Origin of the sequence: Nocardioides ginsengisoli (genome assembly GCF_039537225.1) — a bacterium.
Lineage (GTDB): Bacteria > Actinomycetota > Actinomycetes > Propionibacteriales > Nocardioidaceae > Nocardioides > Nocardioides ginsengisoli.
In genome coordinates, this window is the sequence record NZ_BAABAC010000042.1 from 40,875 (window position 1) to 60,083 (window position 19,209).

At 72.2% G+C, this 19,209-nt stretch carries 19 protein-coding genes and 1 tRNA gene; 14 read left to right on the plus strand and 6 right to left on the minus strand.

What is annotated here, in order from left to right; genetic code table 11:
- Positions 1–6: 6 nt before the first annotated feature.
- A complete protein-coding gene (locus tag AB4880_RS22080; RefSeq protein ID WP_367921377.1) occupies positions 7–1,242 on the minus strand; it encodes a molybdopterin molybdotransferase MoeA in 1,236 nt (411 codons plus the stop codon).
- 230 nt (positions 1,243–1,472) lie between these two features.
- On the opposite strand from AB4880_RS22080, the gene glgP reads away from it, so the two are divergent.
- Complete coding sequence (gene glgP / locus AB4880_RS22085) at positions 1,473–4,064, plus strand: alpha-glucan family phosphorylase (protein ID WP_367921378.1); 2,592 nt, start codon at positions 1,473–1,475, stop codon at positions 4,062–4,064.
- Positions 4,065–4,074: 10 nt separating this feature from the next.
- Here glgP and glgX read toward each other — a convergent pair whose 3' ends face one another.
- Positions 4,075–6,165: a glycogen debranching protein GlgX gene (gene glgX / locus AB4880_RS22090; protein WP_367921379.1), complete on the minus strand. Its 2,091-nt coding sequence runs from the start codon at positions 6,163–6,165 to the stop codon at positions 4,075–4,077.
- Between the two features lie 157 nt (positions 6,166–6,322).
- Here glgX and AB4880_RS22095 point away from each other — a divergent pair, with 157 nt between their 5' ends.
- From AB4880_RS22095 to AB4880_RS22110, 4 genes are all read left to right on the plus strand, one after another.
- A complete protein-coding gene (locus AB4880_RS22095; protein WP_367921380.1) occupies positions 6,323–7,105 on the plus strand; it encodes an enoyl-CoA hydratase/isomerase family protein in 783 nt (260 codons plus the stop codon).
- Positions 7,106–7,109: 4 nt separating this feature from the next.
- Complete coding sequence (locus tag AB4880_RS22100; RefSeq protein WP_367921381.1) at positions 7,110–7,499, plus strand: hypothetical protein; 390 nt, start codon at positions 7,110–7,112, stop codon at positions 7,497–7,499.
- Between the two features lie 179 nt (positions 7,500–7,678).
- Positions 7,679–8,479 carry an electron transfer flavoprotein subunit beta/FixA family protein gene (locus tag AB4880_RS22105; protein ID WP_367921382.1) on the plus strand — a complete coding sequence of 267 codons (801 nt, stop codon included), beginning with the start codon at positions 7,679–7,681 and terminating at the stop codon, positions 8,477–8,479.
- Positions 8,480–8,491: 12 nt separating this feature from the next.
- Entirely contained in the window at positions 8,492–9,454 is a 963-nt protein-coding gene (locus AB4880_RS22110) for an electron transfer flavoprotein subunit alpha/FixB family protein (protein ID WP_367921383.1), read from the plus strand.
- Between the two features lie 190 nt (positions 9,455–9,644).
- Here AB4880_RS22110 and AB4880_RS22115 read toward each other — a convergent pair whose 3' ends face one another.
- Entirely contained in the window at positions 9,645–11,093 is a 1,449-nt protein-coding gene (locus AB4880_RS22115) for a lysyl oxidase family protein (protein WP_367921384.1), read from the minus strand.
- A gap of 119 nt (positions 11,094–11,212) precedes the next feature.
- Between AB4880_RS22115 and AB4880_RS22120 the strand changes: the two genes are divergently transcribed.
- The 9 genes from AB4880_RS22120 (at position 11,213) to AB4880_RS22160 (ending at position 16,928) form a co-directional block, all read left to right on the plus strand.
- On the plus strand, positions 11,213–12,451 hold the full coding sequence (locus tag AB4880_RS22120) for a phospholipase D-like domain-containing protein (protein ID WP_367921385.1): 1,239 nt from the start codon (positions 11,213–11,215) through the stop codon (positions 12,449–12,451).
- A 37-nt stretch (positions 12,452–12,488) separates the two neighbouring features.
- Complete coding sequence (locus tag AB4880_RS22125) at positions 12,489–13,739, plus strand: glutamate-5-semialdehyde dehydrogenase (protein ID WP_367921386.1); 1,251 nt, start codon at positions 12,489–12,491, stop codon at positions 13,737–13,739.
- Between the two features lie 53 nt (positions 13,740–13,792).
- Positions 13,793–14,455 (plus strand): CDP-alcohol phosphatidyltransferase family protein, encoded by a 663-nt coding sequence (locus AB4880_RS22130; RefSeq protein WP_367921387.1) that lies wholly within the window; start codon positions 13,793–13,795, stop codon positions 14,453–14,455.
- Positions 14,452–14,913, plus strand: coding sequence for a VTT domain-containing protein (locus AB4880_RS22135; RefSeq protein WP_367921388.1), 462 nt, complete (start codon positions 14,452–14,454; stop codon positions 14,911–14,913). The genes AB4880_RS22130 and AB4880_RS22135 overlap by 4 nt, the downstream gene beginning before the upstream one ends.
- Before the next feature lie 55 nt (positions 14,914–14,968).
- On the plus strand, positions 14,969–15,133 hold the full coding sequence (locus AB4880_RS22140; RefSeq protein ID WP_367921389.1) for a hypothetical protein: 165 nt from the start codon (positions 14,969–14,971) through the stop codon (positions 15,131–15,133).
- 7 nt (positions 15,134–15,140) lie between these two features.
- Positions 15,141–15,776: a nicotinate-nucleotide adenylyltransferase gene (gene nadD / locus AB4880_RS22145; protein ID WP_367921390.1), complete on the plus strand. Its 636-nt coding sequence runs from the start codon at positions 15,141–15,143 to the stop codon at positions 15,774–15,776.
- 12 nt (positions 15,777–15,788) lie between these two features.
- Positions 15,789–16,169, plus strand: coding sequence for a ribosome silencing factor (gene rsfS, locus AB4880_RS22150; RefSeq protein WP_367921391.1), 381 nt, complete (start codon positions 15,789–15,791; stop codon positions 16,167–16,169).
- Positions 16,166–16,777: a histidine phosphatase family protein gene (locus tag AB4880_RS22155; protein WP_367921392.1), complete on the plus strand. Its 612-nt coding sequence runs from the start codon at positions 16,166–16,168 to the stop codon at positions 16,775–16,777. Before rsfS ends, AB4880_RS22155 begins: the two co-directional genes overlap by 4 nt.
- A gap of 78 nt (positions 16,778–16,855) precedes the next feature.
- A tRNA-Ala gene (locus AB4880_RS22160) sits at positions 16,856–16,928 on the plus strand.
- Positions 16,929–16,970: 42 nt separating this feature from the next.
- Here the strand turns inward: AB4880_RS22160 and AB4880_RS22165 are convergent.
- The 3 genes from AB4880_RS22165 to AB4880_RS22175 form a co-directional block, all read right to left on the minus strand.
- On the minus strand, positions 16,971–17,570 hold the full coding sequence (locus tag AB4880_RS22165) for a phosphatase PAP2 family protein (RefSeq protein ID WP_367921393.1): 600 nt from the start codon (positions 17,568–17,570) through the stop codon (positions 16,971–16,973).
- Between the two features lie 124 nt (positions 17,571–17,694).
- Positions 17,695–18,630 (minus strand): NAD-dependent epimerase/dehydratase family protein, encoded by a 936-nt coding sequence (locus AB4880_RS22170; protein ID WP_367921394.1) that lies wholly within the window; start codon positions 18,628–18,630, stop codon positions 17,695–17,697.
- 61 nt (positions 18,631–18,691) lie between these two features.
- Positions 18,692–19,117 carry a DUF1003 domain-containing protein gene (locus AB4880_RS22175; protein ID WP_367921395.1) on the minus strand — a complete coding sequence of 142 codons (426 nt, stop codon included), beginning with the start codon at positions 19,115–19,117 and terminating at the stop codon, positions 18,692–18,694.
- Positions 19,118–19,209 lie beyond the last annotated feature (92 nt).

A 19,209-nucleotide genomic window follows, 5' to 3' on the forward strand; every position in this document is an offset into this window, starting at 1 on the left:
ACGAACCTACCGAGACATCAGATCCCATGCATCCACGGTGTCTCCGGCGGCGAGCGGAGCGCCCCCTGCCGGGAGGTCGATCAGCGCGTCGGCGCCGGCGAACCAGCCGAGGAATCCCGAGCCGGCGGGACCCCACGGCGCCACCGTGCCGGCGGCGCGATCGAGGCGGGCGCGCCGCAGCTGGCGCTTGCCGGGCAGGCCGGTGAGCGGCTCGGTGAGCGTGGCGCGGACGACGGGGCGGTCGGGCGCGGGGTGGCCGAACGCGCGGCGCAGGGCGGGGCGCACGAAGACCTCCCAGGAGGTGAGCGCGCTGACCGGGTTGCCGGGGAGGCAGATCACGGGGGTCTGCTCGATCAGGCCCGAGCCCTGCGGCATGCCGGGCTGCAGGGCGACCTTGACGAACTCCACGCCGCGCGGGCCGAGGCCGTCCTTGACGACCTCGTAGGCGCCGGCGCTGACCCCGCCGGAGGTGAGGACCAGGTCGACGTCGCCCGCGGCGAGCTCGCCGTCCAGCAGCGCGAGGAACGTCGGGACGTCGTCCTCGACCCAGAGCCTGCGGACCGCGACGCCTCCGGCCTCCTCGGCCGCGGCCGCGAGCAGCGCGCCGTTGGCGTCGCGGATCTGGCCTGAGCCGGGCGTCGGGTCGGCGGCGAGCTCGGAGCCGGTGGAGACGACGAGGACGCGCGGCCTCCTCCGGACGACGACGTCCTGGACGCCCAGTGCGGTGAGCACGCCCAGCTGCGCCGGCCCGAGCAGCGCGCCCGCCGCCAGCACCTCCTGGCCGACCGCGACATCGGACCCCGCGGGCCGCACGAAGGTCCCCGCCGCCCGGCCCTCGCGGATCTCGACCGTCTCGGTGCCGCCGTCGGTGACCTCCACCTCGACCACCGCGTCGGCGCCGTGGGGGACCGGCGCGCCGGTCATGATCCGCCGGGCCGTGCCGGGCGCGAGCTCGCCGACGGGCGCGCCGGCGGGGATGTCCTCGCCGACGGGCAGCCGCGTCGGGTCGTCGGCCGTGGCGCCGGCGACCTCGGCGGCACGCACGGCGTACCCGTCCATCGCGGAGTTGTCGAACGACGGCAGCGGCTCGGGCGCCCGCACCGGCTCGGCCAGGACGCGGTCGCGGGCCTCGGCCAGCGCGACGATCTCGGACGGCCAGCCGCCGGCGCCGTGGCGGGCGGCGAGCAGGGCGGCGACGTGCTGCTGGTGCTCGGCGACCGAGCGCAGGGCTGAGGTGCTCATCGCGCTCAGCCTAGGGGTCGGTCACCCGCGTCTCACCCGGCATTCCTGTCGTGTTCCGCCGCGAAAGGCGACCCGAATGCCGGGTGGGACAGGACGACGACGGGCGGGGCAGCCCCCATGACTCCACCCCGCCCGTCTGAAGCGCACAACGCCGGGCGGGGAGGCCGCGTTACGCGCGACTTGCGGTAGCGCTATTGGAACGTTCAAGTCCGATTCGTTACCGTCGAGCCATGCGTGCGATCCGGAGGTTCACGGTCCGCCCCGTCCTGCCCGACGCGCTCGCCTCGCTCGGCGAGCTCGCGGCCAACCTGCGCTGGTCGTGGCACCCGCCGACGCAGGCGCTGTTCGAGGAGATCGATGCCGAGCTGTGGCACGCGGTGGGTCACGACCCGCTGCGGCTGCTGGGCGAGGTCAGCGGGGCGCGGTGGGCGGAGCTCGCGGCCGACCCGGCGTACGTCGGCCGGGTGGCCGACGTACGCGCCGGGCTGGCGTCGTACCTCACCGACGACCGGTGGTACCAGCGCGCCCGCGCCGCCCAGCCGGACGCGACCTGGCCGGCGTCGATCGCCTACTTCTCGCCTGAGTTCGGCATCACCGCGGTGCTGCCGCAGTACTCCGGTGGTCTCGGCATCCTCGCCGGTGACCACCTCAAGGCGGCGAGCGACCTCGGCGTGCCGATCGTGGGCGTGGGCCTGCTCTACCGGCACGGCTACTTCAAGCAGTCGCTCTCGCACGAGGGCTGGCAGCAGGAGAGCTACCCGGTCCTCGACCCCGACGAGCTGCCGCTGTCGCTGCTGCACGACGAGGAGGGCACCCGCGCCACGATCGCGATCCGGATGCCCGACGGCCCCGACCTGCTCGCGCGGATCTGGGTGGCGTCGGTGGGCCGGGTCCCGCTGCTGCTGCTCGACACCGACATCGAGGAGAACCCCGAGCCCTACCGGCTCATCACCGACCGGCTCTACGGCGGCAACACCGAGCACCGGCTGCGCCAGGAGCTGCTCCTCGGCGTCGGCGGCGTGCGCGCGCTGCGGCTGCACGCGCGGATCACGGGCGCGCCGGAGCCCGAGGTGTTCCACACCAACGAGGGCCACGCCGGATTCCTCGGCGTGGAGCGGATCCGCGAGCTGACCGCCGGGGGAGACGTCGACTTCGCGACCGCGCTCGAGGCCGGGCGCGCGTCGACGGTGTTCACGACGCACACGCCGGTGCCGGCGGGCATCGACCGGTTCCCGCGCTCGCTCGTCGAGCAGTACCTCGGCGACCACGGCGCCACGCCCGGCGTCGCGGTCGACCAGGTGCTCGCACTCGGCGCCGAGGACTACGACGGCGGCGACCCCGGCGTCTTCAACATGGCGGTGATGGGCTTCCGGCTCGCGCAGCGCGCCAACGGCGTCTCGCAGCTGCACGGCCACGTCAGCCGCGGGATGTTCAACGGCCTGTGGCCGGCGTTCGACGAGGCGGAGGTCCCGATCACGTCGATCACCAACGGCGTCCACGCGCCCACCTGGGTCGCACCCGAGGTAGCCGCGCTCGCCGAGGCCCAGGGCGGCGACTACGACGGCGACGACGTCGAGGCGTTCTGGGCCGCCTTCGCGAAGGTCCCCGGCCCCGACGTGTGGCGCACCAAGCGCGCCCTGCGCGGCCGGCTCGTCGACGACGCCCGCCGCCGCCTGCGCAAGTCGTGGGAGCGGCGTGGCGCCGCCCCGGCCGAGCTCGGCTGGATCGACGAGGCGCTCGACCCCGACGTGCTGACGATCGGCTTCGCGCGTCGGGTGCCGTCGTACAAGAGGCTGACGCTGATGCTGCGCGACCCCGGCCGGCTCAAGGCCCTGCTGCTCCATCCCGAGCGGCCGGTCCAGCTGGTCGTCGCGGGCAAGGCCCACCCGGCCGACGACGGCGGCAAGCGGCTGATCCAGGAGCTGGTCCGCTTCGCCGACGCCGAGGACGTGCGTCACCGGATCGTCTTCCTTCCCAACTACGACATCGCGCTCGCGCAGCCGCTCTACCCGGGCTGCGACGTGTGGCTCAACAACCCGCTGCGCCCCTACGAGGCGTGCGGGACGTCGGGCATGAAGGCCGCGCTCAACGGCGGGCTCAACCTGTCGATCCTCGACGGCTGGTGGGACGAGTGGTACGAGCCGGAGTTCGGCTGGCCGATCCCGTCGGCCGACGGCCCGGTCCTCGCCGGCGACCCCGACAAGCGCGACGACCTCGAGGCCGCGGCGCTCTACGACCTGATCGAGACCGAGGTCGCGCCGCGCTTCTACGACGTCGACCACGAGGGCGTCCCCGGCCGCTGGATCGAGATGCTGCGCCACACCTGGGCCTCGCTCGGCCCCAAGGTGCTCGCCACCCGCATGGTCCGCGACTACGTCGCCCAGCTCTACGCCCCCGCCGCCCACAACGCCCGCCAGCTGGCCGCCCAGCCCGACGGCGCCCGCACCCTCGCGTCCTGGAAGGCCCGCGTCCGCGGCGCCTGGCCGGGCGTGCGCGTCGAGCACGTCGAGGCCGAGGGCATCGGCGACGTCGCCGAGGTGGGCGCCGTCCTCCACGTCCACTCCTACGTCGCCCTGGGCGAGCTGTCGCCCTCCGACGTCGCCGTCCAGATCGTCCACGGACGCGTCGACGCCGACGACGACATCGTCGACACCGAGCTCGCCCCGATGCGCCTCGTCGAGTCCTACGACGGCGGCCGGCACCGCTTCGACGGCGAGGTCCCGCTGGGCCGGTCGGGTCCGTTCGGCTACACCGTGCGGGTGCTGCCGGCGAACCCGCTCCTCGTCGCGCCGGCCGAGCTGGGGGTCGTGGCGCTGGCCTGAGCCATCCCCCTCAGGCGTCCGACTCCCGCATCACCACCACGCTCCGCGCGCCGATGGTGACCGTCTCGCCCACCCCGAGCTTGGTCGCGTCGACCAGCCCCGGATCGGTCGAGAGGACGACGTCGCCGGTGCGCACCCAGTCGTTCTCGGGCAGGTGCACCTCGACCGGGTCGGCGCCGGCGTGGAACCAGATCAGGAAGGACGCGTCGATCTGCTGCTCGCCGTGCGGGCCGGGCTCGCGCAGCGGCTTGCCGGAGACGAACATGCCGACGGTGCGCAGGGTGTGGTCCCACCAGTCCTCGTCGGTCATCTCGCGGCCGGAGGGGTGCAGCCAGGCGAGGTCCTTGGGGCCGCCGATCATGGTGGGGCGGCCCTCGAACCAGTGCCGCTGGCGCAGCGCGTGGTGCTCGCGGCGCAGGCGCAGCGCGGCGCGGGTGGTCTCGTAGACGTCGAGCCAGGCGTCGTCGACGCTCCAGTCGACCCACGAGATCTCGTTGTCCTGGCAGTAGGGGTTGTTGTTGCCGCGCTGGGTGCGGCCGCGCTCGTCGCCGGCGGTGAGCATCGGGACGCCGTTGGACAGGCAGAGCGTGGCCATCAGGTTGGCGGCCTGCCGCCGCCGCAGCGCGCGGATCTCGGGGTCGTCGGTCTCGCCCTCGACGCCGTGGTTCCAGGAGCGGTTGTTGTCGCTGCCGTCGCGGTTGTCCTCGCCGTTGGCCTCGTTGTGCTTGTGGTCGTAGGACACCAGGTCGCGGACCGTGAAGCCGTCGTGGGCGGTGACGAAGTTGACCGAGTTGTACGCCGAGCGCCCGTCGTCGGCGTACAGGTCCGAGGAGCCGGCGAGCCGGGTGGCGACGGCGTGGGTGCCGTCGGACTGGCCGCGCCAGAAGTCGCGGATCGTGTCGCGGTACTGGTCGTTCCACTCCACCCACGGCGGCGGCATGTCGCCGACGAGGTAACCGTCCATCGACACGTCCCACGGCTCCGCGATCAGCTTCACGTGCCGCAGCACCGGGTCCTGGCCGATGGCGATGAGCAGCTTGCAGGCCATGTCGACGGGGATCGCGTCCTTGCCACGGGTGCGGGTCAGCGCCGACATCAGGTCGAACCGGAAGCCGTCGACGTGCATCTCGGTCACCCAGTAGCGCAGCGAGTCGAGGATCAGCCGCAGCGCGATCGGGTTCTCCGAGTCGACGGTGTTGCCGCAGCCGGTGACGTCCCAGTAGGTGTCGTCGTAGCCGTCGGGGGAGGGGACGCGGCGGTAGAAGCCGCGGTCGTCCAGCCCCCGGAAGGAGTACGTCGGGCCCTCCGCGCCCGCCTCGGCGGTGTGGTTGTAGACCACGTCGAGGATCACCTCGATGCCGGCCGCGTGCAGCGACCGCACCATCTCCTTGAACTCGGTGACCTGGCCGCCCCGGTCGCCCGAGGCGGAGTACGACGCGTCGGGCGCGAAGTAGCTGATCGGGTTGTAGCCCCAGTAGTTGACGGTCCCGCGCTCCACCAGCGCCGGCTCGGAGAAGAACTGCTGCACGGGCAGCAGCTCGACGGCGGTGATGCCCAGGTCGCGCAGGTAGTCGGTCACGACCGGGTGGCCGAGGCCGGCGTACGTGCCGCGGATCTCCTCGGGGATCCGGTCGTGCAGCCGGGTGAACCCCTTGACGTGCAGCTCGTAGATGACCGTGTCGCGCCAGCGCCGCCGCTCGGGGACGTCGCCGCGCCAGTCGAAGGCGGGGTCGACGACGACGCTCTGGGCGTCGCCCGCGACGCCGGCGGTGGCCAGGCCGTAGGGGTCGAGCAGCAGCACCTCGGGATCGAACCGCAGCCCCTCCTCGGGCTCCCAGGGGCCTTCGACGCGGTAGCCGTAGCGGGTGCCGGGGACGATGTCGGGGACGGCGCCGTGCCAGATGCCCAGGGACTGCTCGGTCAGGGGGAGTCGGCGCTCGCCGCCCTCCTCGTCGTACAGGCACAGCCAGACGGCGGTCGCCGCGGGGGCGTCGACGGCGAAGTTCGTGGCCTCCGGAGTCCAGGTCGCCCCGAGCGGCCAGGTGCGACCGGGCCAGAGCGGAGCGCGCTCGCCGAGGGTTCGCCACAGACCGGGGGACACCCCGCCATTCTGCACACCCGTCACACCCGTGAGCGGCCCCCGCCACGCCCATCTGGCGGGTTCATGTGACCAGTGGGGCCTGTGCGCGGCAGAATGCGCGGTGGGGGCACGCGAGGGCGCGCCCCTGCGTGCGTGCCGACCCAGCGAGAGGGATCCCATGACCAGCGAGTTCGTCCGCCTGGAGGTCGCCGACGGTGTCGGCACGATTCGGCTCGACCGCCCCAAGATGAACGCGATCAGCCTGCAGGTCCAGGTCGAGCTGCGCGCCGCGGCCGCCGAGGCCACCGAGCGCGACGACGTCCGCGCGGTCGTGGTCTGGGGCGGCGAGAAGGTCTTCGCCGCCGGCAACGACGTCAAGGAGATGTCGACGATGTCGTACACCGACATGGTCGACAAGGTCGAGGCCGTGCAGGGCGCGGTCACCGCGATCGCCCGGATCCCCAAGCCGGTCGTCGCCGCGGTCAACGGCTACGCGCTGGGCGGCGGCTGCGAGCTGGCGATGGCGGCCGACGTCCGCTTCGCCGCCGAGAACGCCGTCCTCGGGCAGCCCGAGGTGCTGCTCGGCATCATCCCCGGCGCCGGCGGCACCCAGCGCCTGCCGCGGCTGGTCGGTCCGGCCAAGGCCAAGGACCTGCTCTTCACCGGTCGCTTCGTGAAGGCCGACGAGGCGCTCGCGATCGGGCTCGTCGACCGGGTGGTCCCGGCAGCCGACGTCTACGACGAGGCCGTCGCCTGGGCACGCCAGTTCGCCCACGCGGCGCCGTACGCGCTGCGGGCGATCAAGGAGTCGGTCGACCGTGGTCTCGAGGCCGACCTCGAGACCGGTCTGCAGATCGAGCGGCAGCACTTCGCCGCGGTCTTCGCGACCGAGGACAGCACCGCGGGCATGCAGTCGTTCATCGAGAACGGGCCGGGCAAGGCCACCTTCGAGGGGCGGTGACTCCATGACGGAGCGCGACGAAGACCACCGGAGCGACCAGGGCGTCGACCGCGCCGACCGGAGCAGCCAGACGGTCACGCCGCGGACCGTGACGGTCGTGTGGGTGCGCGAGAACCTGGCCCGCGCCGTCTGGATCGTCTGCATGACCCTCGCCCTGGTCCTGGCGATCGCGGCGTTCACCTATGCGCTCGAGGCCAACTCCGGCAACGGGCTGGTCAAGCTCGCCCGCGACCTGGCCAACGTCTTCGACCTCGGCGTCTTCGACCTCGACAACCCGGTCAAGGCGTTCAAGGACCCCAACGGCGCGGTCAAGACGGCGCTGTTCAACTACGGCCTGGGCGCGGTGGTCTACCTCGTCCTGGGCCGGATCCTCGAGCGGATCATCCGCCCGTGACGCACGCCACAACCTCCCGTACGGGAGATGTGGCGTAGTCCACTGAGACGCGGTTCCCGCGGTAGGTGACCGGACGGTAGCCTGCGAAGCGCTGTCCTCATCAGGACCACATCTGTTCCCTGCCCCGGCCACGGGGAGGGGCTCACGAAGCACAGGAAGGGGCCGGTCCGGCCACAACCATGACTCTCTCCAACATTGTCGTCCTTGTGAAGTACGTCCCCGACGCGACGGCCGACCGGAAGTTCGAGGGTGACAACACCGTCGACCGCGTCGGTGTCGAAGGTCTCCTCTCCGAGCTCGACGAGTACGCCGTCGAGCAGGCGCTGCAGATCAAGGAGAAGCGCGCCGACGAGGAGATCACCGTCACCGCGCTGACCGTCGGTCCGGCCGAGGCCGAGGGCGCCGTCCGCAAGGCCCTGCAGATGGGCGCCGACAAGGCCGTCCACGTGCAGGACGACGCGATCGCCGGCTCCGACGCGATCGCCACTTCCCTCGTGCTCGCCAAGGCGATCGAGAAGATCGGCGTCCCCGAGCTGGTCGTCGGCGGCCTCGCGTCGACCGACGGCGGCCTGAGCGTCGTCCCGGCGATGCTCGCCGAGCGTCTCGGCCTCCCGCAGGTCACCCTCGCCGCCGTCGTCGAGACCCAGGGCGACCAGGTCCGCATCAAGCGTGACGGCGACACCGCGACCGAGGTCGTCGGCGGCACGCTGCCGCTCGTCCTGTCGGTCACCGACCAGTCCGGCGAGGCGCGCTACCCGTCGTTCAAGGGCATCATGGCCGCGAAGAAGAAGCCGCTCGAGACGCTGACCCTCGCCGACCTCGGCGTCGACGCGTCCGAGGTCGGCCTCGACGCCGCGTGGACGAAGGTCGAGTCCGTGACGGCACGCCCGCCGCGGACCGCCGGCGAGATCGTCAAGGACGAGGACGGATCGGGCGCCAGCGCGCTGGTCGAGTTCCTCGCGTCGAAGAAGTTCATCTGAGGAGCCTGATCCATGTCTGAAGTTCTCGTTCTGGTCGACCACGTCGACGGCGCGGTCCGCAAGCCCACCTACGAGCTGCTCGCCATCGCCCAGCGCATCGGTGAGCCCTCCGCCGTCTTCATCGGCGGCGCCGACAAGGCCGCCGCGGTCGCCGAGGCCGTCAAGGGCTACGGCGCCGAGAAGGTGTACGTCGTCGACGACACGGAGATCAAGGGCTACCTGGTGGCCCCGAAGGCCGAGGTCCTGCAACAGATCGCCGAGAAGACCTCGCCCGCCGCGATCCTGATCCCGTCCTCCGCCGAGGGCAAGGAGATCGCCGGTCGTCTCGCGATCAAGCTCTCCTCCGGCCTGATCACCGACGCCGTCGACGTCCAGGTCGAGGGTGGCGACATCGTCACCACCCAGTCCGTCTTCGCCGGCAACTTCACCGTCGCCGCGAAGGTCGTCAAGGGCACCCCGATCATCGCGGTCAAGCCCAACGCGGCCGCCCCGGTCGAGGGCGCGGGCGCCGGCACGGTCGAGGAGTTCGCCGCCGCGATCTCCGACGCCGCCAAGACCGCGCAGATCGTCGCGTCCCAGCCGCGTCAGGCCACCGGCCGCCCCGAGCTCACCGAGGCCGCGATCGTGGTCTCCGGTGGTCGAGGCACCGGCGGTGACTTCACCGCGGTCGAGGCCCTCGCCGACGCGCTCGGCGCCGCGGTCGGCGCCTCGCGTGCCGCCGTCGACTCCGGCTGGAAGCCGCACACCTTCCAGGTCGGCCAGACCGGCAAGACCGTCTCGCCGCAGCTGTACGTCGCCAACGGCATCTCGGGCGCCATCCAGCACCGCGCCGGCATGCAGACCTCGAAGACCATCGTGGCCGTCAACAAGGACGAGGAGGCCCCGATCTTCGAGCTCGTCGACTTCGGTGTGGTCGGCGACCTCCACGCCGTCCTCCCGGCCGTGACCGCGGAGATCGAGAAGCGCAAGGGCTGACCGGCGTACTGCCTTCGGCTGCTGAAACGCCGCGGCGACCGGATCCGGTCGTCGCGGCGTTTCGCTATTCGAGACGAAAATTCATGGCGATTGGTCAAGAACCACAGGTCCGAGGCCCGAAATGTTGCGGTTTGGTCCCAAACCGCAACATTTCCGAACGCCGGTTCCGGTCGCTACACCCCGTCACGTCTCACTCCTCGGGCACCCCGTACCCGCTGTCGTCGACCACGCCCACCCGGTAGACCTTGAGCCTGCGGTGCGCCGGCGTCCCGCCCAGCCGGATCTTGCGCAGTGCCACGTTGTTGCTCGTGTCCGACTCGACCAGGTTGCGGTGGGGGTTGCCCTCGACGGCGATGTAGTAGACGCCGTTGGGCAGGTTGTCGACGCGGAACGCCTGCCCGGCCCGGAACTGGGCGTAGGTGTCGCCCGAGCCCGACGCCAGCACCTCGCGCAGCGAGACCGTCGAGCGGTCGCCGCATGCGGTGTGGAGGTCGGTGTTCTCGGGCTTCCAGGCCGCGCCCGGCACGGTGTAGTCGACCGCGTCGGTGTTGGCCAGGCAGAAGGACTCCTTCTTCGAGCGCACCACCTCGGTCCGGTCGGCCCGCAGCAGCGTGTAGCGGGCGAAGTCGAGGAAGTGCCAGTGCTGGTGGGTCGCGGCGTTGTGCCAGATCATCGTGCCGACCTTGCGGTAGCCGGTCTGGTTGCCGTCGCCGTCGATGAAGTACTGGTAGGCGTCCATCGTGTCGGACCTCCCGCGCCGGAACCCGTCGACGACCATCGGGCCGTCGCCCGCGTTCCACACGGTCGCCGAGAAGCGCAGCCGCTTGCCGTTGGGGGAGAGGTCCATGCCGAAGGCGGGCAGCGACCGCAGGTCCGGTACGGCGTCGCCGGGCGCGCCCTCGCGCGCCGCCGTCGGGCGGGCGGCGGGCTTGAGCGCGGGCCGGGCGTGGCCGCCCGTGGTCCGGCGTCCCTGCTCGCTCTCGCGCGGCGCCTTCTTGACCACGAGCCGGTAGGTGCGGGTCGCGTCGGCCGGCGCGATGCCCAGCGCCTGCGCGTACGCCGGCTGGATCTGCGCGGTCAGCCGGTACTTCCCGACCTTGAGCCGCAGGCCTGTCTCGTAGCTATCGATCGCCGACACCCAGCCGGCCTGGATGCCCTGCACCGACCCGAGGGTGAACGGGTGTCCCGGGCAGCCCTCCGGGTACGGCGAGCGCAGCGGCGCGTCCGGCCGGGTGCGCTGGGTGTTCCAGGCGTTGAGGCAGACGTCGAGGCTCTGCCGGCGGGCGACCGTGCCGTCGTCGCGGCGGACGGTCAGCTGGAGGAAGCCGTCGAGGCCGCCCCAGCCGGTCTGCGCGGGCAGGGTGACCGGGCCGTCGGGCGACTGCCAGACGGTGCGGATCGGGCTGTTCCAGTCCGCGCGGGTCGAGCGGACCTCGAACGCCCGGTCGGGCGCGGTGAGGTTGAGCCCGAGGTCGCCGTACACGGCGCCGCCCTCGCGGTAGACGACGACCCGCGACGGGCCGATGAGTGTGATCGGCGAGCCGGCGGTGACTGCGGCGTCCGCGACGGGCGGGGCGCCGGTCGCCGAGAGGCCGGCGACGACCAAGGCCGCCACGGATGCTCCGAGACGCAGTTTCACGATTCCTCCTGGTGCGATGGATCAGATGCAGGGCCCCCCATGCCCTCATCGACGCGCGTCCGGCCGATTCGGTTGCCGTGACTTTGAACGAAGTAAGTCGATCGGGCTACGGTGCTTTCGTGCTCGGGATCGTGAGACTCGTCGTGGGGGCGCTGCTGGCGTCCGCCCTGGTCGTCGTCGCCGGGTCCGGTACGGCGCCGCCCGCGGTCGCCGCGGACACCTGGCTGCCGCCCACCGGGCCGGTCTTCAACGACCCGACCGGCTCGAAGCCCCAGCGCACGGTGGTGATCCGCACGGTCCACGCGGCCATCCGGCACACGCCGCCGGGCGCGACGATCCGGCTGGCGACCTACAACATCGACCGGCGCGACACCGCCGACCTCCTGCTCCAGGCGCGCGCCCGCGGCGTGCGCGTCCAGATCGTCGTCAACGACAACCTGGTCAACCCGGTGATCCGCCGGCTGCAGCGCCGCCTCGGCCACAACCCGGACGCGTCGAGCTTCCTGGTGATCTGCAAGGCCGCCTGCCGCAACGGCTCGCGGACCGGCAACCTGCACATGAAGGTCTACGCCTTCAGCCAGAGCGGCGCGGCCCGCTCGGTCGTCATCAACAGCTCGAGCAATCTCGGCAACGCCGCCGCCAACGGACAGTGGAACGACGCCTACACCGTCGACGGCGACGACGCGCTCTTCGCCGCCTGGGTGGCGATCTTCGACCAGCTCAAGCGCGACCGGCCGGCATCGCCCCGCTTCCTCACCTACGAGTCGGGCACGGTCCGCGCCGACTTCCAGCGGGTGACGACGGCGCGTGCGATCGACCCGCAGCTGCGCCGGCTGCGGCAGGTGGGCTGCCGGGCGCCGCTCGGCTACGGCGACGCCCGCGGGCGCAGCGTCGTACGGGTCAACATGTACGCCTGGTACGGCGCCCGCGGCGAGGCGCTGGCCCGCGAGCTGGCGTCGATGCGCCGCGAGGGCTGCCAGATCTCGGTGATCGGCTCGGTGGTGAGCGCGCCGGTGGTGCGGATCCTGAAGGGCGTCGGGATCCCGGTCCGTGCCGCCGACTGGGACTGGGGCCAGAAGCCGGCGACGAGCGGCGAGGAGATCGTGTTCGGGTCGCGGTGCTACTCCCACCTGAAGTACGTCACCGTCGACGGGCTCTTCCGCGGCCAGGGCACCCGGGTCGTGTGGACCGGCTCGGAGAACTGGTCGGCGCCCGGCCTGAGCAGCGACGAGGTGACCTTCGAGATCCACGACGACCGCGCCGTCCGCGCCTACGACGACCGTTGGCAGCGGATGTGGCGGAGCACCCGGACGACGCACCGCACCGGTCTGAAGCCGACGTCCAGGCCCTGCGCCTGAGTCCGGGGCGACCCGCCGTCCCGCCTATCCTTGAGCCATGACTGCCGAGGTCGAGGTCCGCGAGGTCGCCCAGCGCGCACGAGTCGCCAGCCGGAGGCTGGCGCTGGCCACCCGCGCCCAGAAGGACGCCACGCTGCTCGCGATGGCCGACGCCCTGCTCGCCCGTGCCGACGAGATCCTCGCCGGCAACGCCGACGACGTCGCCCGGGCCGAGGCCGACGGCACCCCGGCCAACATCATCGACCGGCTCCGACTCACCACCGAGCGCCTCGAGGGCATGGCCCAGGGCCTGCGCGACGTCGCCGGCCTGGCCGACCCGGTCGGCGAGGTGGTCCGCGGCGGCGTCCTCGCCAACGGGCTCGAGCTGCGCCAGGTCCGGGTGCCCTTCGGCGTGATCGGGATGATCTACGAGGCCCGCCCCAATGTCACCGCCGACGCCGCCGGCATCTGCCTCAAGTCCGGCAACGCGGTGCTGCTGCGCGGCAGCTCGTCCGCGCGCTCCAGCAACGCCGCGATCGTCGCCGTGCTGCGCGACGCGGTGGCCGCGTCCGGCCTCGACGCCGACGTCGTCCAGCTGGTGCCGGGCGACACCCATGACAGCGTCAAGGCGCTGATGCGCGCCCGCGGCCTGGTCGACGTGCTCATCCCGCGCGGGGGAGCGGGGCTGATCCAGTCCGTCGTCAACGAGTCGACCGTGCCCGTCATCGAGACCGGGGTCGGCAACTGCCACGTCTACGTCGACAAGGCGGCCGACCTCGACAAGGCGCTCGCCATCGTCCTCAACGCCAAGACCCACCGCACCAGCGTCTGCAACGCCGCCGAGTCGCTGCTCGTGCACGCCGACGTCGCCGACGTCTTCCTACCGCGCGTGGTCGAGGCACTGCAGGCGGCCGACGTCGTGATCCACGGCGACGACCGCTTCGCCGGCTTCGACGGCGTGGTCGCAGCCACCGACGCCGACTGGGGCGAGGAGTACCTCTCGCTCGACATCGCGGCGCGCGTCGTACCCGACCTCGACGCGGCGCTCGAGCACGTCCGCACCTGGTCCAGCGGCCACTCCGACGCCATCGTCACCGAGGACCAGGGCGCAGCCCGGCGGTTCGTGGCCGAGGTCGACTCGGCCGCGGTGCTCGTCAACGCGTCGACCCGGTTCACCGACGGCGGCGAGTTCGGCTTCGGCGCCGAGATCGGCATCAGCACCCAGAAGCTGCACGCCCGCGGGCCGATGGGTCTGCCCGAGATGACCTCGACCAAGTACGTCGTCATCGGCGACGGCCACATTCGCTGACCGTTCACCTCCCGATGCACGGCTCCCTGGGGGAGCCGCGATAGGTTGCGCCTATGGCAGGCTCCCCCGACCGGATCTACGCTGATCCGGCCGTCGAACGGCTCTTCACCGGAGCCACGATCATCACGTTCGTCCGTACCGTCATCACGCTCGCGATCGCGGTGTGGGCGGCCTACGAGGGCAGCCTCACCCTGATCGTGGTCGGCCTGGTCACCTACTGGGTCGGCGACAGCATCGACGGCGAGTGGGCCCGCTGGCGCGACTGCGAGACCCGGATGGGCGCGGTCGTCGACATGATGTGCGACCGGCTCAGCTGCGGCGCGCTGTACGTCGGCCTGATCTGGCTGCAGCCCGGCGGCTGGATCAGCGACGAGCCGATGACGTGGATCGGGATCCCGATCGCGATCTACCTCTTCGAGTTCATGGTCATCGACATGTACCTGTCGCTGGCCTTCCTCGCCTGGCCGATCCGCAGCCCCAACTACTTCCACGTCATCGACCGCCGGATCTACCTCTGGAACTGGTCGCGGATCGGCAAGGCCGCCAACTCCGGTGCCTTCGCGGTGATCCTGCTGGCCACCGGCTGGGTGTGGCTCGGCACGGTCATCGCCGTGGGCCTGCTGGTGCTCAAGTGCGTGTCGCTGGGCTGGCTGCTCAAGCTCGGACTGCCCGTGCCGGAGCGCGCCCCCGAGAGCGAGAAGGCTGCGGCGGCATGATCCTGTGGCTGACGACGTTCGCCTTCAGCATCGCGTCCGCCCTGCTCCCGTTCCTGCCCATCGAGGTCTACATCCTCGGCGCCGGCGCGACCGAGGCCGGTGTCGCCGCCTCGATCTCGCTCGGCATCGCCGCCGGCGCGGGCGCCACCGTCGGCAAGGTCGTCTGGTACGAGCTCGCCCGCCGCGGCTCCCACTCCGCCTGGGCCCAGCGCAAGCTGGCCAAGCCCAAGGTCAAGGAGGCCTACGAGAAGTGGGTCGCCCGGATGCAGGGCCGGCCCTGGTACGCCGCCGCGATCATGTTCATCGCCGCCTCTGCCGGCATCCCGCCGCTGCTCGCCATGGCGGCCGTCGGGGGGCTGCTCCGGATGCCGATGTGGGTCTTCCTGCCGACCGTCTTCCTCGGGCGCTCGCTGCGCTTCACGCTGCTCTTCCTCGGCGTCGACTTCGCCCTCCACTGATCGAATCCGCTGAGCCGACGCGGTGGCGCGGCGCGGGGTTGGATACGATGCCGCCATGCTCAGCCAGATCAGCCAGGTCGCCGCCCTCCTCGTCCGCGCCGCGGAGGCCCACGGCGAGCCCGCCGTGAACCCGTGGTTCATCGGCGGCGGCGTGCTGGCCTTCCTCCTCTTCCTGCTGCTCGGCCTGGTGTGGTTCGGCGGCGGCCGCGACCACAGCTGAGTCGCTGGTGACCGGGTCGGACACGACGACGCCGAGCGGACGTCGTACCCGACTCGGGGTGATGGGTGGCACCTTCGACCCCATCCACCACGGCCACCTGGTCGCCGCCTCGGAGGTCCAGGGCTGGTTCGACCTCGACGAGGTCGTCTTCGTGCCCACCGGACAGCCGTGGCAGAAGGCCGAGCGGGCCGTCTCGCCGGCCGAGCACCGCTACCTGATGACGGTCATCGCCACCGCAGCCAACCCACGGTTCACGGTGAGCCGGGTCGACATCGACCGCCGCGGGCCGACGTACACGATCGACACGCTGCGCGACCTGCGCGCGGAGCGGCCGGACGCCGATCTGTACTTCATCACCGGCGCCGACGCGCTCACCGACATCTTCAGCTGGCGTGACGCGGACGAGCTCTTCGAGCTCGCCCATTTCGTCGGCTGCACCCGCCCCGGCGCGGAGATGGATCCCGCGACGCTTGCGCGAATCCCGCACGACCGGGTGACCATGGTGGAGATCCCCGCGCTGGCGATCTCGTCCACCGACTGCCGAGAGCGCCAGCGGGCGGGCCAGCCGGTCTGGTACCTCGTGCCGGACGGCGTCGTGCAGTACATCACCAAACACGGGCTCTACGCCCCGACCGACCACTGATTCCGGAGAACCATGACCGCCACCGACCACGCCGTCACCCTCGTTCGCACCGCGGCGCTGGCCGCGGCCGACAAGCTCGCGACCGACCAGCTCGCCTTCGACGTCAGCGAGCAGCTCGCGATCACCGACGCCTTCCTGCTCGCCTCCGGCGCCAACGACCGCCAGGTCCGCGCCATCGTCGAGGAGATCGAGGACAAGCTGCGCGAGATCGACGCCAAGCCGATCCGCCGCGAGGGCCACCGCGACGGCCGCTGGGTGCTGCTCGACTACGGCGACGTGGTGATCCACGTGCAGCACGCCGAGGAGCGCGAGTTCTACGCGCTCGAGCGGCTGTGGCGCGACTGCCCGGCGATCGAGCTCCCGGCCGAGATCAAGCCCCCGACCGGCGCGTGACCGGCGCCCCGCTGCGCCGGATCGTCCTGGTCCGGCACGGCCGCACCGCCTGGAACGCCGCCCTGCGGATCCAGGGACAGACGGACGTCGAGCTCGACGAGGTCGGCGTCGAGCAGGCCCGCGCCGTGGCGCCGCAGATCGCCGCGCTCGCGCCGTCGTACGTGTGGTCGAGCGACCTCGCGCGGGCCCGGGTCACCGCCGACGAGATCGCCAAGGAGGCCGGGCTCGTGCCGTCGTACGACGAGCGGCTGCGCGAGTTCCGCCTCGGCGACTACCAGGGCACCACCCACGCCGAGCTCGGCGCCCGCGACCCGGAGGCCCTCGAGCGCTTCCGTCGCGGCGACTGGGACGGCATCCCCGGGGCCGAGACCTCCGCCGAGGTCGCCGACCGCTACGCAGCCTGCCTCGCCGACCTGGCCGGCGCGCTCGCGGTGGGCGAGACCGGCGTCGCCGTCTCGCACGGTGCCGCCACCCGGACCGGGCTCGTCCGCTTCCTCGGCTGGCCGCTCGCCGTCGCCCGCGACCTGCGCGGCCTCGGCAACTGCGGCCGGGTCATGCTCGAGCAGCGGGCCACGGGGGATTGGGCGCTGGCGGCGTACAACCTCTGACGCCCCGATTTCACCTCGCGCGGATCCTTTGGCTAGTATTCACGTCGTTGCCCCGGCCCCGGCCGGAGCGGCGAGTTCGGGGGTGTGGCGCAGCTGGTAGCGCACCTGCATGGCATGCAGGGGGTCAGGGGTTCGAGTCCCCTCACCTCCACCGAATGACCGAAGCCCGATCGCAAGCGCGATCGGGCTCTCGTCATTTTCGGCTGCGGTGCGCAGACGCGGACCCGCGCCGGCGGGTCCGGTCGTGGCCGACGGCGAACGCGAGAGCCTTGCCGACCCCGATGCCCAAGAAGGCCCCGCCGAGAGCGTCGACGGGGTGGTGGGCGCCCTGGTGGACCCGGGTGACTGCGCAGACAGCCGCCGTCGCTCCGGTGAGCACCCTGAGCTCTGCCGGCAGGAAGGGCGAGGTGAGGGCGGCGAACGCGGCCGCGAGGGCAGCATGTCCGGAAGGGAACGACCCGCCCTCGACCGGGGCGTCATCGCGCAGCGTCGTCGGACGCACCTGCACCGGGCGCCGCGCCGGCTGGATCCTCTTCAACCCCACCTCGAGCGCCTTCTCCACGGGGAGCGCCAACGCGGCCTGCACCGCCAACCGGCGCCGGTGAGCAGCGAACGCGTCGACGGCCGTGAGCGGCAGCACCCACGGGGTGCCGGGCTGTTGCGCCAGCCGCAGCGGCCGGTAGTCGAGCTCGGCATGGTTGACGCGGTCGAACAGGACGCGCTCCCACGCCGGGTGGTGGTCCGGTCGGACACCCGTCAGGGCGACCACGATGAGGGCCGCGGCCGCGGTCACCGCGTCTCGCTGGCCTCGACGTGCCGGTGGGTCGCGGTCTCTGCGCACGGACATCCTGCCTCGGGAACCGGGCCTCACGCGGCGGTGGCCTCCCGGACCCACGCGGCGCCCCTGCGACGCATCGTCACGACGCCAAGGACGTCGCAGCGCTCTCGGCGAACCAGGCGGCGACCCGCTCGAGGCCCACACGCAGGGGCGTCGTGGCCGCCCAGCCGAGCCTGGCATGGGCAAGCGTCAGATCCGGACGCCGCACCCGTGCATCCTGCGCCGGCGGTGGCACCTGGTGGATCGGCGACGACGAACCGGTCACCTTGAGCACCAGGGCGGCGATCTCCGCGACCGACCGCTCGTCGTCGCTGCCGAGGTTGACCGGCCCCGCCTCCTGCGACGCGGCGAGCCGGATCAGGCCGTCGATCAGATCGTCGACCCAGCACAGCGACCGGGTCTGCATACCATCGCCGAAGACGGTCAGGGGCTCCCCGGCGAGCGCCTGGCCCACCAGCGTCGGGATGAGCCGTCCGTCGTCGGTGGCCATGCGCGGCCCGTAGGTGTTGAAGATCCGGGCGATCGCGGTGTCGGTGCCGAGCTCGGCGCGGTGCGCGGCGGTGAGGGCCTCCGCGAACCGCTTCGACTCGTCGTACATGCTGCGCGGGCCGGTCGGATCCACCCGTCCGTGATAGGTCTCGCGCTGCGGGTGCTCCTCCGGGTCGCCGTACACCTCCGACGAGGAGGCGAGCACGAAGCGCGCGCCGTTGCGGGCCGCGAGATCGAGAGCGTGCTCGGTGCCGAGCGCCCCGACCTGCAGCGTGTCCAGCGGCAGCCGCTGATAGTGGACGGGGGAGGCGAGCGAGGCGAGGTGGAAGACGACGTCGACGCCGCCGTCGACGGGGATGCCCTCACGTACGTCGGCCTCGACGAACCGGAAGCCCGGTCGCTCCCGCAGGCCGGCGACGTTCGCGGCGCTGCCCGTCACCAGCGAGTCGACGCACGTGACCCTCGCGCCGTCGGCGAGCAGCCGCTCGCACAGCCAGGAGCCCAGGAAGCCGGCACCGCCGGTCACGACGACATGAGAGGAGCGCAGGGGCGGCAGCACCCTCCGGGAGTACCCGGCCCGCCTCCCGTCAGTCGTCGCGCTCGTCGACCAGGCGCCGGTGCAGCTCCTGCGTCAGCACGTGGATCTGCCGGGTGAGCTCGGTGTTGGTCTTCAGCTCGAGCTCCTGCTCCACGAAGTCGTGGTCGGCCTTCGCGCGTTGGACGTCGGCCTGGCGGTTCTGGCCGATCATCACGAAGGTGGAGAGGAAGATCGCCTCGAGGGAGACGACCAGCGTCAGGGTCGGCCACGGACTGCGCTCCGCGACGACCATCCACACCGCGAACACCACGGCATGGATCCACACGAAGGGCATCGACCCGGCGAACGCGGTGATCGCGTCGGCCAGCCGTGCCTGTGAGCTCTCGGCACGCTGCCTGAGGTAGCGCTCGACCCCGGGATGCCGCCGTGACGTGACGTGCTGCGTCGGCGCCTTCGCCGAACCTGGCTGCTCCATGGGGCCGAACGTAGGGCCCACGGTCGTCGGTCGCACGCGGATCGTGCGCCTTCGGGTCCTTGGTCCTCCGGGCGAGGTGCTGAGCCGGCTGC